The sequence below is a fragment of the Henriciella sp. AS95 genome, assembly GCF_038900055.1.
In the GTDB taxonomy this organism is placed as follows: Bacteria; Pseudomonadota; Alphaproteobacteria; order Caulobacterales; family Hyphomonadaceae; genus Henriciella.
In genome coordinates this window covers 1-12,474 of record NZ_JBBMQM010000002.1, presented here as the reverse complement: position 1 = coordinate 12,474, position 12,474 = coordinate 1, and the positions used below count along the sequence as shown (strand labels likewise).

The following is a 12,474-nucleotide window of genomic DNA, read 5'->3' as shown; positions in this document are numbered from 1 at the left end:
GTGCAATGACCGCTTGCAAAAAAACTGCGCAATAGCCTGAGTGTTGAAACGAAGGGGTGCTTTAGACTGCAGTATCTCCCCAGATATAGAGCTAAGATATTCCGCTGCTACCGAGCGTAGCCCGGACTACGCGGGCGATCACGTGTTGCAGCTAAAGGAAGCCATAAATCAACACTTTTGGTTGTACGCGAGCCTTGAATGGTCGAAATACTTCTCATATCCTGACAATAATCAACATGAAAGCAGCCAAATGTCGAAACACGAGCAGGAAATTTTGAACATCGTGAACCTGCGCGGCACCGTAGCTGTGATGGAACTCGCACAGATACTCGATGTTTCTGATCAAACGATCCGTCGGATCGTCAAGCCGATGGAAGAACAGGGCGACCTCAAAAAAGTTCACGGCGCGCTTGTCAGCACCCGTAACTTGATGGACCCACCTTTTCTATCTCGAATGAACAAAAACAGAGCAGCCAAAGTCGCAATTGCAAATTGCATTGTCGATTTGATAAAGAATGGAAGCTCGCTGGCAATCGACACAGGATCGACCTCTGGATTTATCGCACAGGCGTTGCGGCGGAAAAAAAACCTCAGCATCGTGACGAATTCGGTGTTTGTGGCCAGTACCCTCTCAATGATTGACGGAAACCGGGTTTTCATGGCCGGCACCCAGCTTCGCAACCATGATGGTGCCGCCTTTGATAAGGCCGCCTTTGATGTAATCGCAAGCACGTCGGTTGAATATGCCATCCTGTCAGCATCGGGTGTGCATCCGGCATATGGATTTCTTGGGCACGATCAATGTGAGGTGGATGTTGCTAAGGCGATGATCGATATTTCCAGGCAAACGATCATGGCAGTAGACAAATCCAAACTCATGACAGAGGGACCAATGCCCCCCTTGAGACTTCCAGAGCTTCGGCCCGAGGACATAATCGTTTGTGACGTTCAGCCTGATGATCGGTTTTCCGATATGCTCGAGAACCACCAACTGATCGTTGCCGGTTCTTCGGAAATGACCAAGCCCGGCCATTCGTCTGATCCGATACGCAAAGCGGCAAATACTCAATAGACAATAACATCGCTTACCAATTCTCTCGTTCAAAAAACGGGTACGCACCAAAGATACGCACCCGCCAGTCAGGGAGAGTTTCGTTATCCCGCGTCCACTGCGGCGAGATGGCCTGCAAAAGCCGTATCATTCATCAAAGATTTACACCGCTCTAAGCGGTTGATCGAATATGCCCAAAAATCATCCGCTGGATTTTTGTCGGCGTGCTGGATAAGGCCCCAAAGTGTCCACAATAGGTCGCACATTGCCTTGTAGATTGCCGTTCGCCCGACCTGAGCTGCAGTTGGTACTGCGCCACAATAGGCTGTGAGCATTTCCAGTTCTTGCGCCGGAGTTAAACCTGCTTCAACCGAAAGATCACCCAAATCCCAAAATGGATCGTTCATACCTGAATATTCGTAGTCAACTATCCACATACGGGTGCCATCATCTAGAAAGTTTTCGCACAGCGGATCACAGTGACTGGGAACCAGCGCAATTGGCTTGCTGGCCAGCAACTCTTTGATTGGTGCTGCCTCGGCAACTACCGCATGGTAGCCTTCAGGAAGGTCGATGACTTTTTCCGAAAGCAAGGCTAGATACTCATCTATCATCGAGAACAGCTCAAACCGGAACTCGAACGGCTCTGGCGCGTTATGCAGTTGACGCAACGCCGCCCCTGCCCGTGCAGGCGAGCGTGGGCGGCTCTGGAAAAGTTCGGGGGTCATCGTTTCGATCCCCTCGATACAATCGCAAATCAGAACACCGGTCTTGCTGTCAGCCCAAAGTACTCGCGCCCCAATACCGGCGTCCGCAGCAATCTTTGTGTTGTGGATTTCGACCGCCCGATCAATGTACGCTTCCGTGCCTTCTCCGGGGATACGAACGACAACACATTGTCCCCCAGTTTCAACCCGGTAGACTAGATTTGTCAGTCCGCCCATCCGTTCAATAGTGGTCGCGGTGGCGTCAAGCTCTTGAAACCCAGGTACATTTCTTAGGGCGTCGAGCACAATTTCGGTATTTTGACCAGTCATCCATATTACTCCCCGTGTAATCAGGCCTTGAGCCGCGCATTCTCTGGATCATAAACCGCGCCAGCAAAGCGTTTTATCCTGTAACGCTCACCAAACACTTCCAACTCAAATTCGGTCTCATCTGCGAGCGACGTCGGCAAATATCCAAAAACAATAGTCTTTCCAACCGTATGCCCATATCCGGCAGAGCAAGCCTGCGAGACTGTCTTGCCCTGTTTTAGAATGGTTTCGCCGCCCGTGATTGGCAGCTGATCTCCGCAGACAAAGGTGCACAGATGTTGATCGGTGCCATCAGTTTTTTGGCGTTCAAGCACTGCGCGCCCCGTGAAATCGCCTTTGCTTTTCAGATGCACGCGAAACCCTAGGCCTGCCTCGATTGGAGTGTAGTCTGGCGTGATATCCGCACTCCAATACAAATATCCTTTTTCCAGACGCAGCGATTCAATCGCCCGATATCCGACATCGCGTGTTCCGTGCGCCTGCCCTGCGTCCCACAGACAATCATAAACATGGCGGGCAAACTCCGTTGACACGTGCAACTCCCACCCCAGTTCACCGACATATCCAATTCGGACTGCTTGTACATGGGCGGCACCGATGGTGATTTCTTGCGCTGTGCCAAATGGGAATGCCGCGTTCGATACATCGTTCTCGCAAACCTGTTGCAACACCTCGCGCGATTTGGGGCCACAGATATTAATCACCGCCTTGGCCGACGTCACATCCAGCAGATGCACCGACCCATCTTTAGGCAATGCGCGGCGGATCCAATCGCTGTCATGCACACCAAACCCGGACCCGGTGACAATATAGAACCGATCCGCCCCCGTGCGGGTAATGGTCAAATCGGCCTCAATTCCGCCCGCCTCATTGCAAAGCTGGGTGTAAATCACACTGCCCACAGGTTTATCCATGTTGGACACCGCAATCTTTTGCAATGCTTCCAGTGCGCCATGGCCAATGAGTTCGAACTTGGCAAAGCTGGACTGGTCAATCAGCGCAACGGCATCGCGCACAGCCGCATGTTCCGCAGCCGCGTATTTCTTCCAGCCCGGATTAATGAACGCCAATTGATCGACAGGTTCCACGCCTTCCGGGGCAAACCACAATGGCCGCTCCCAACCGTTCTTTGATCCATAAACAGCGCCGTGTTCCCTGAGCCGATCATAAAGCGGGCTGAGGCGCAGGTTTCGCACGGTCTCAGCCTCCTGCCCCGGATAACGCATTTTGTAGTGGTGGGCGTAATGTTCGACTGCACGCGGATACATGAACGCCTTTGTGGCATGATGTGGGCTGAACCGCCGCACGTCTAGCGGCCAAAGATCAAGGCTGGGACGACCCTCAAGTATCCACTCGGCGATCATTTCCCCGGCTCCACCACCGGCCGCGATACCATAAAGGAACCCGGTCGACAGCATCAGGTTGTCGAGGTTTGGAGCCCACCCCATGACAAAATCACCATCCGCAGAATAGGGTATCGGACCGTTAATCACCTGCCGGATGCCCACTTCGTTCACCACCGGTGTTACTTGGCCAGCCATTTCAGCCAAGGGCGCAAAACGGTCCAGATTGTCTGGCAACAACTGACGCACAAATTCACCAGGTATTCCACGATCACCAAAAGGTAGCGTTCCTTCCTCATAGCCCCCAATGACCAGACGCCCCCCCGCATCCGGCTTGTAATACACCAGCCGCTCAGGGTCGCGCAGGGTCGGCAGACCTTTCACCAACTCAGGGTTTGGCAGTGGTTCTGTAACGATATACTGATGCTCCACTGCGCAAGCGGGTACCACAACACCCAGTTTCGCCGCCAATTCACGGCTCCACATCCCTGCCGCCAGAACCACGGTTTCGGCTTCATAGTCTCCGTCTGATGTCATGACGCGGGTGATCCTGCCGTTTTTGACGTCAAAATCTGTGACTTTGACACCTTGCCTGATCTGCACACCGAGCTGGCGAGCACCTGCGGCAATTGCCTGACACAGACTGGCCGGGTCAACGTGGCCATCCGATGGAATAAAGGCAGCTCCTTCCAACCCATCGGAGTCAATATAGGGAAACAGCTCTTTTGCTTCGGCTGGTGTGATGATCTCCATCTCCAGATCGAAACTGCGCGCCATCGTTGCCAGCCGCTTTGCCTCAAGAAGACGTTCTTTGGTGGCGGCGAGCCGCAAGCTCCCCACCCTATTCCAGTCAAATGCCATCCCGGTTTCTTCTTCAAGACGGTCATACATCGCCACGGATCGTTTCAGCATCCGTGTGGTGTTGCGTGACGACCGCAACTGCCCGACCAACCCCGCCGCATGCCAGGTGGCTCCTTCGGTGAGCGATGCTTTTTCGATCAGGACGATATCCTGCTCGCCGGATTTCGCCAAATGATAGGCGATGGAACAGCCGATGATGCCGCCACCAATAATAAGGTGCTTAACTGAGTGGTCGGACATAGGTGGATTTGCCTTCCGGAAAAGTTCGTTGGCCGGAAGATCAACACAAATTTCAACACATATCAACATATATGTTCTTTTTTGTTGCTACGCTGGGGTGAAGCCAGAATCGCTCCCGTGAACGAACAGCCGCAAAATTAGGGAGCTTTCGAAATGGAACTGGCCACGCCTGCCGAGCGCAGATGCGATTGCTCGGCGAACCACAGTTTAGCGCAAAACATGCCGTGGATATGGGTTAATGTGGTTATTTTAAAAAATTAGTGATTTTATGTGGCTTATATTGACATTTCATGTGGCCTAATGGTTGTATGCTGCGCACTCTACACCTTGCGCCAGCGACCATTTTGGATGCGGTCAGGAACTTGGATTGCTGAGCGGGGGCCATATTGACAATAGTTTCGTTCATAATCGAACTTGCCGGGGCGACGATGCTCTTGCTGTATTCGGTGCGTATGGTCCGCACCGGAATCGAGCGGGCATTCGGGGCTTCCTTTCAGCGTGTCCTTGCTGTTGATACGCATCCTCTTCGCGCGGCGTCGACCGGGATCGTGATGGCCATCGTTCTGCAAAGTTCGGCCGCAGTTGGGTTGCTGGTTGCAGGTTTTGCTGGAACTGCAGCACTCTCCTTCAGTTCCGGTTTAGCAATTGTATTGGGTGCTGACCTGGGCTCCGCTCTGCTTATCCAAATTCTTTCATTTAAGCTTGAATGGCTTGTTCCGTTGCTGCTCGCCATTGGCGGGGGCCTTTTCATCAAATCCGATCGGCGCAAACTGAAGCAGGCCGGACGGATCGTACTGGGCATTGCATTCATTCTCATTTCGCTTCGGTTTCTGCGTGAAACAATGAGCCCCATCGCGGGAAGTGACGTATTGCCGATGGTCGCAAGTTACCTTGAACGCGATTTTATCACTGCATTTATTGCGGGTGCCGTACTCGCATTCGTGATGCATTCGTCGGTTGCGGCGATATTGATGTGCGTAACAATAGTCAGCATTGGCGCTCTGCCTGTTTCGGCGGGGGTTTCACTGGTGCTTGGCGCAAATTTCGGTTCCGCGCTCATACCCATTTGGCTGACGCGGGGAATGTCGCCTAAAGCGCAGCGTATCCCTATGGGTAACTTTATCCTACGAGGGACCGGGGCAGTTATTGCATTGTTTTCATGCGCAAACTTCCCTCTGATACAGCTTGTTGACGGCTGGGGGCCAGGACAGGCACTTATCAACACACATGTTCTCTTCAACGCATTTCTCCTGTCTGCGATTATGTTCTGTGGTCGGCTTGAAGCACCTCTCAAAAGTATATTCTCGGATCAGGTTGTGTCCGAGTTGACCAACCCCACACATGTATCCCTGCTGAGTAAAACGCCCCAAACCATGTCGGCACCAGCACTTGCCAGCTTGCGCCGAGAAACTTTACGCATGTCACAGGTAGTAGGAACCATGTTCGCGCCGGTCATGGATCTCTATTCAAATTTTGACAAGCAACAGATGCTCGCGACACGCGCGCAGGATGATGTTGTCAATGCCGCCTTGGACGGCATCAGACACTATGTGGCTGCTATCCCTGCCGACCTTATGAACAAGCAAGAAACGAAGGAAGTCCGCGAGTTAGCGGAATACGCCATCGCGCTAGAAATTGCCGGCGATATTATTGCCAAACGGTTTTTGGTGCTCGCACAGCAGAAAAGTGCACAAAACCTACGCTTCTCTAAGGCTGGCTTGGATGAGCTGACCAATATGCACGACCAGATCACTTTGAATATGAATCTCGCTGCGAATGTCTTGATCTCGGGTGATCTGGAAAGTGCACGCCTACTGCTCGAAGAAAAAAATGAGATCACACGCGTAGAGCGTGCAAGCCGAAGAAAGCACCTCAAACGGCTGGGCGATGGCTCTGGTGTGAGTTTCGAATCAAGTGACATTCACCTCGAAACACTACGCGCGTTTCGTGACTTCAACAGCCAGATCGCGTCGGTCGCCTATCCGATCTTATACCGCGGTGGTCAATTATTGGAAACACGGTTGATCGAGACGATTGAGGCAACGGGTTAGCAAAAACAAAATATAAAAAACGTTGGAGGCGGGCCTCTAGGCAAAACCTACCACTACCAAACTAATCAACAGAGGAGACGACCATGAGAATAAAACAAACCATACAAGCGTCGATTGCCGCCGCTACCTTGCTTGCGTCGGCAGCAGTGGCCGAGACTGAACTGACGGTTTATACGTCGGTTGAGGCAGAAGATCTGCCGCGCTATGCTGAAACCTTTAACGCGATCCATCCCGACATCAAGATCAACTGGGTGCGCGATTCCACCGGCGTAATTACCGCTAAGCTGCTTGCCGAACGCGACAATCCTCAAGCGGATGTAGTATGGGGATTGGCCGGAACTTCACTGCTTCTGCTCAAAACTGAGGACATGCTGGAGCCCTATGCACCCGCTGGGGTCGAAGCGCTTGATCCAAAATTCGTTGATGGTGATGAAGTACCGTCATGGGTTGGCATGGATGCTTGGGTTGCAGCAGTGTGTTTCAATACTGTCGAAGGCGAGCGCCTGGGCCTTACGGCGCCAACGTCCTGGCAAGATCTGACAGACCCGCAGTACGCGAACCACATCATTATGCCCAACCCAAGTTCTTCTGGGACCGGGTTTTTGGATGTGTCCAGCTGGATGCAAATTTTTGGTGAGGAAAAAGCCTGGGAATACATGGATGCGCTCCATGAGAACGTCGCGCGCTACACACATTCTGGTTCAGCGCCTTGCAAACTTGCGGCATCAGGTGAAATTCCGATTGGCATATCATTCGCATTCCGGGGTGCGCGGTCGAAAGCAGACGGAGCGCCCATCGAAATTATCGTTCCGTCAGAAGGAGTCGGTTGGGAAATGGAAGCGACAGCGATTATCGCTGGTACGGAGAAGCTTGAAGCGGCCAAGAAGCTTGTTGACTTCACTGTCTCCCGTGAAGCGATGGAGATGTATAACGTTTCCTACGCCGTTGTTGCCATCCCCGGCATCGCGCAGCCAGTCAAACACTTCCCGGAAGGCTTGCTTGACGCAATGATCGTCAACGACTTCGAGTACGCAGCCAATAATCGGGCAAAAATCCTGTCCGAATGGTCCAGCCGATACGACGGTAAGTCAGACGCAAAATAACCTATGACGCCTTTTTTGGGGGCGGTGACATCGCCCCCAATACCTTTCCATTTCACACCCAAATGCGGTGGCCCTGACGACAAAGGACAATCACGTGACCATGAAGCCCGCGGAGAACCAGCCATACCTCAGCATTGAAAACCTGTGGAAAGCATTTGGAGATTTCGTTGCACTCAGGGATATCGATCTTTCGATCACCGAGGGCGAATTCGTTTGCTTTCTGGGCCCCTCGGGCTGTGGTAAAACCACCCTGCTTCGGGCGATTGCGGGACTTGACCTACAATCAAGAGGTTGCGTGCGACAAGGCGGCAAAGATGTATCGAACCTGCCCCCGTTTGAACGCGATTTTGGCATTGTCTTCCAATCCTATGCATTGTTCCCAAACCTGACCATTGAAAAAAACGTTGCCTTTGGCCTGGAAAATACTGGGCGCAGCAAATCAGAAATTACCGCACGGGTTTCCGAACTGCTGGCACTCGTCGGGTTGCCCGAACAAGGCAAGAAATACCCGGCCCAATTGTCGGGCGGACAACAGCAGCGCATCGCGTTGGCACGTGCGATTGCAACCAACCCCGGATTGCTGCTTTTGGATGAGCCGTTGTCCGCTCTTGATGCAAAGGTCCGCGTTCACCTGCGCCACGAAATCAAGGAATTGCAACGTAAGTTGGGTGTTACCACGGTTATGGTAACCCATGATCAGGAAGAAGCCCTTGCCATGGCGGACCGCATCGTCGTGATGAACCATGGCATGATCGAACAGGTCGGCACGCCCACAGAAATTTATTGCGAACCCGAGACACTGTTTGTTGCAGATTTCATTGGTGAGATGAATCAGATTGCTGCAAAAACGGGTAACGCCAACACGCTGCACATCGGGAGTGTAGAGATGAACTGCATCCCACACACATTTGCGCCGGATTCTGACATTCTCGCGGCTATCCGTCCCGAAGATGTCATCCCGCATGGCAACGACGATGCAGGCGACGCATCAGGGGTGAATTCGCTAAAGGTACTGGTGAGCGAAATGGAGTTTTTAGGATCCTTCTGGCGTTGCCGCCTGAAACACACATGTTTTGACAAAAATGAACTGATAGCAGATTTTTCCATCAACGCTGTCCGCCGACTTGAAATTGTCGAAGGGGCAATGACGACGATTGAAATGCCCGCCAACAGGTTAATGGCATTTGATGTACCGAGGGGATTGTGATGAGCATCACCAGCACACCCCAGCTTCCGGTCGGTCCAAAGATCAAAGGTACGCTCAGCCGCGACGACATTATCATGCGCGGTGGCATGATGGTCATCGCACTATATCTGTTGATCACTTTGGTATTTCCGCTTTACGCGATGCTGTCCAAGGCGTTTTCGACCTACAGCTATGACCTATCCGCTTACGAATTTCAGGTCAGCGACGAAGAGGGCGTTTTTGCATTTGATCCGGTGACGCCCGCCGCCCTTAATGAGCAGTTGCAGGTGTTGACCGATCAGGATCTGACGGCGGGCTCGGATGGGCGGCTATCGGCAACGCAGTTTTTTCCCGACTTCAGTTTTCGCAGTTCGGTGCTCTATCGCGTTCGAAACCTAACTGAGGGCGGGCAATTTCTTGTCGGGTCCACTCAGCACGCCGAACCCGACTGGGTAGAATTGGACAGTAACACATTCCGCCGCGTACAGCTGCGCCCGGTTAGATCACGAGGACTGGGCAATTTCGTTAACTACTTCTCCACACCGGCCCTGTCGAATTCGATCAAGAACTCGGTGATAATCGCCACTATCAGCACGATTGTTACCGTGACTCTGGCGTTCTGGTTTGCCTATGCGCTCAATCGGTCGTGCATGCGATTTAAAGGCCTGTTCCGGCTGATCGCCATGGCGCCGATTCTTGTCCCCAGCCTGCTACCCGGTATTGCGCTAGTTTATCTGTTCGGTAATCAGGGCATGCTCAAGGAGCTGCTTTTTGGTGCCAGCATCTATGGTCCCATTGGTATCGTAATTGGCTCCGTCTTTTTTACGTTCCCGCATGCCTTTTTGATTATCTCGACAGCATTGGCGATCTCTGATGCCAGGCTGTACGAGGCGGCGACATCCCTTCGGGCGTCGCGCTGGCGTACATTCTGGACAGTCACCATTCCAGGCGCACGGTATGGCCTCGTGTCTGCCGCCTTTGTGGTGTTCAATCTGGTGATCACCGACTTTGGCCTGCCCAAAGTAATCGGTGGGCAATTCAATGTTCTAGCGGTTGATATCTATAAGCAAGTCATCGGCCAGCAGAACTTTGAAATGGGCGCAGTGGTTTCTGTCGTATTGGTGTTTCCGGCTATTCTGGCGTTTGGCATCGACCGACTGGTACAAAGCAAGCAAGTCGCACTTCTGTCGGCGCGGTCCGTCCCTTATCAACCTAACCCAAACGCGAAAACGGACCGCATGTTCTTTGCTTATTCGTGTCTGATCACCGTCTTTATTCTGGGTATGTTACTGGTCTGTCAATTTGCGGCCTTGGTCAAATTCTGGCCCTATGACATGAGTCTAAGCCTCAAGAATTATCAGTTCGATCGCATGGACGGAGGAGGCTGGGCTTCGTACTTCAATTCAATAAAACTTGGGATCTTGACAGCTTTGGCAGGCACATCGGTGATCTTTTTCGGAGCCTATCTGGTTGAAAAATCCAATGGTTTTGGCTTGGGTCGATCATTGTTTCAAATGTTCGCAATGTTGCCGATGGCAATTCCCGGCATGGTACTGGGCCTGGCGTATATCTTCTTTTTCAATAACCCAGATAACCCGCTTAACGCGCTCTACGGCACAATGGCCATCTTGGTGGTCTGTACTGTGACGCACTTTTACTCAGTATCGCATCTAACGGCCGTGACGGCACTTCAGCAGATGGATCGTGAATTTGAATCGGTGTCGGCTTCGCTGAAACAACCAACCCTCAAATTATTTGCACGGGTCACGGTTCCGGTCTGCATGCCTGCGGTGCTGGATATCTCAATCTATCTTTTTGTGAATGCAATGACGACCGTCTCAGCCGTCGTGTTCCTATATTCACCCTCAACATCGCTTGCATCAATCGCAGTGTTGAACATGGATGATGCAGGCGACATTGCCCCTGCCGCAGCAATGGGCATGATGATCTTTTATACAAACGTCACGGCGCGGCTGATTCACATCGCGATATCACGCGGGGTTCTAAGACGCACCCAAGCCTGGCGACATAGGTAGTGTCGAGGACGCTTTCAATCTATAGACGGACAAGGGTAGACCTTGTGCCCATCGCACCGAAAAGAACCGCTAACATTTGGAACATGACATGATCGAACTCGACATACCGGCGGATAGCTTTGTCAAATTTGCAAAATCACTGGCCGATGACGCCCGTGAAATTTCGCTGGCGGGCTTTCGCAAAGACAACGCCATCATCAGCAAGAATGATCAGAGCCCGGTAACGGCCATTGATCGACGTGTCGAAACACTGGTCCGCAATCTGGTCGAAAGCACCTACCCAGCACATGGTTTTTTGGGGGAGGAATTCGGCTCTCTCAATCTCGAAGCATCTGATCTCTGGGTTGTCGATCCAATTGATGGGACACGCAGTTTTATCACAGGATGGCCAATCTGGGGAACCTTGGTCGCGAAGCTATCGCACGACGCGCCAGAACTTGGCATCATCGACATGCCCGCCCTAAACGAAAGGTGGGTAGGTGTCTGTGGGGATAAGTGCACATTCGAAGACGCATCTGGCCAGATGCAACAATGCCAAGTTTCGACATGTAAGGCATTAAACGAGGCGCGTTTCTACACTACCAATGTCCTCTATTTTGAAGCCGAAGATCGACAAAAGATCGAAGCGATGCTGCTTGCGACCGCGGTCCCCCGGTTCGGCGGCGATTGCTATTCCTATGGATTGCTTGCTTCTGGTCATGTCGATTTGGTGATTGAGGCCAATCTGGAGCCCTATGACTATTTAGCGCTTGTTCCCGTCGTCCAAAGCGCGGGTGGGACTATTACTGATTGGTCTGGGAACAATCTGAATCGCCACTCTGATGGACGCGTGATTGCAGCCTCCACACCAGAATTGCACCGCCAAGCGATGCAATTCCTGGCGCGAGCCTAAACCGCGGAAATGGGGCCGTAATTCTACTGTCCTCAATTCAGCCATTCTGCTTCAGATCAGCGCGCCATATGTCTATGGCGCGCTGATCACATTTGCGAGGATGCTAAATACATGCCTCAAATGGAGCCTTCGTATTTTCCGCTGTCAGCGTAACAGGATTACCGCCACAGCTGGGGGCATTAAGCGCCATGGCAACCAGTTCATCAATGCGATCGGCCCCCGCGCCCATTTCCAAAAGCTTGGGAGGAATGCCAAGGCGATCGTTTAGTTCTTACACATAGGCGCAAAAGCCATCAAAGCCAGATACGCTGCCGCGCTATCAAATCTGACACGGATTTGTGGTGCATTGAACGCAAGCACAGCAAGCATACAGACTGCGTTGAGGGTTCCATGATGGGTATTATTAACCGCGCCGATCGGATGGCTCAGTGTATGAATAGCGCGCAATGACACTTTTGGTGCCGCCACGCGATAGCATTTCAACCATTGCTGACGCACCATCTTGCAGCGCCGGTGATGCATCAGCAATGCACTGACTAGTATACTTTTTCACATGACTACTCATGGATATTCCGCCTCAGGGCCTACGCCTAGGTCTTCACCCGGCTCATCGACGGGTCGAACAGCGCGCCAAGCTGCACCTGACAGGGCACGCGCTTGGTGGCGACTTCCAA

Annotated in this window: 8 protein-coding genes and 1 pseudogene; 6 read left to right on the top strand and 3 right to left on the bottom strand. The window is 52.4% G+C overall.

Annotated features, from left to right (window positions below):
• Window positions 1-142 precede the first annotated feature (142 nt).
• Window positions 143-1,072 (top strand): DeoR/GlpR family DNA-binding transcription regulator, encoded by a 930-nt coding sequence (locus WNY37_RS18365; protein WP_342974921.1) that lies wholly within the window; start codon window positions 143-145, stop codon window positions 1,070-1,072.
• Window positions 1,073-1,155: 83 nt separating this feature from the next.
• On the opposite strand, the gene WNY37_RS18360 is transcribed toward WNY37_RS18365, so the two are convergent.
• The gene (locus WNY37_RS18360) at window positions 1,156-2,088 is read right to left on the bottom strand and encodes a choline/ethanolamine kinase family protein (RefSeq protein WP_342974920.1); all 933 of its coding nucleotides are present in this window, start codon (window positions 2,086-2,088) and stop codon (window positions 1,156-1,158) included.
• A gap of 20 nt (window positions 2,089-2,108) precedes the next feature.
• Window positions 2,109-4,532, bottom strand: coding sequence for an FAD-dependent oxidoreductase (locus WNY37_RS18355; RefSeq protein WP_342974919.1), 2,424 nt, complete (start codon window positions 4,530-4,532; stop codon window positions 2,109-2,111).
• Window positions 4,533-4,918: 386 nt separating this feature from the next.
• Here WNY37_RS18355 and WNY37_RS18350 point away from each other — a divergent pair, with 386 nt between their 5' ends.
• From WNY37_RS18350 to WNY37_RS18330, 5 genes are all read left to right on the top strand, one after another.
• Entirely contained in the window at window positions 4,919-6,583 is a 1,665-nt protein-coding gene (locus WNY37_RS18350; RefSeq protein WP_342974918.1) for a Na/Pi cotransporter family protein, read from the top strand.
• An 83-nt stretch (window positions 6,584-6,666) separates the two neighbouring features.
• The gene (locus tag WNY37_RS18345) at window positions 6,667-7,686 is read left to right on the top strand and encodes a putative 2-aminoethylphosphonate ABC transporter substrate-binding protein (protein ID WP_342974917.1); all 1,020 of its coding nucleotides are present in this window, start codon (window positions 6,667-6,669) and stop codon (window positions 7,684-7,686) included.
• 100 nt (window positions 7,687-7,786) lie between these two features.
• Window positions 7,787-8,893 (top strand): putative 2-aminoethylphosphonate ABC transporter ATP-binding protein, encoded by a 1,107-nt coding sequence (locus WNY37_RS18340; protein ID WP_342974937.1) that lies wholly within the window; start codon window positions 7,787-7,789, stop codon window positions 8,891-8,893.
• Window positions 8,893-10,908 (top strand): putative 2-aminoethylphosphonate ABC transporter permease subunit, encoded by a 2,016-nt coding sequence (locus WNY37_RS18335; RefSeq protein ID WP_342974916.1) that lies wholly within the window; start codon window positions 8,893-8,895, stop codon window positions 10,906-10,908. Before WNY37_RS18340 ends, WNY37_RS18335 begins: the two co-directional genes overlap by 1 nt.
• Before the next feature lie 88 nt (window positions 10,909-10,996).
• Window positions 10,997-11,800 (top strand): inositol monophosphatase family protein, encoded by an 804-nt coding sequence (locus tag WNY37_RS18330; RefSeq protein ID WP_342974915.1) that lies wholly within the window; start codon window positions 10,997-10,999, stop codon window positions 11,798-11,800.
• Window positions 11,801-11,903: 103 nt separating this feature from the next.
• Here the strand turns inward: WNY37_RS18330 and WNY37_RS18325 are convergent.
• Window positions 11,904-12,247, bottom strand: a pseudogene (locus WNY37_RS18325) (iron-containing alcohol dehydrogenase); the annotation flags it as partial.
• Between the last annotated feature and the right edge of the window lie 227 nt (window positions 12,248-12,474).

Excerpts from the sequence above, each read along its gene's own strand:
- WNY37_RS18360 (WP_342974920.1), bottom strand. The coding sequence starts at position 2,088 with ATGACTGGTCAAAATACCGAAATTGTGCTCGACGCCCTAAGAAATGTA.
- WNY37_RS18330 (WP_342974915.1), top strand. The coding sequence starts at position 10,997 with ATGATCGAACTCGACATACCGGCGGATAGCTTTGTCAAATTTGCAAAA.
- WNY37_RS18340 (WP_342974937.1), top strand. The coding sequence starts at position 7,787 with ATGAAGCCCGCGGAGAACCAGCCATACCTCAGCATTGAAAACCTGTGG.
- WNY37_RS18355 (WP_342974919.1), bottom strand. The coding sequence starts at position 4,532 with ATGTCCGACCACTCAGTTAAGCACCTTATTATTGGTGGCGGCATCATC.
- WNY37_RS18335 (WP_342974916.1), top strand. The coding sequence starts at position 8,893 with ATGAGCATCACCAGCACACCCCAGCTTCCGGTCGGTCCAAAGATCAAA.
- WNY37_RS18345 (WP_342974917.1), top strand. The coding sequence starts at position 6,667 with ATGAGAATAAAACAAACCATACAAGCGTCGATTGCCGCCGCTACCTTG.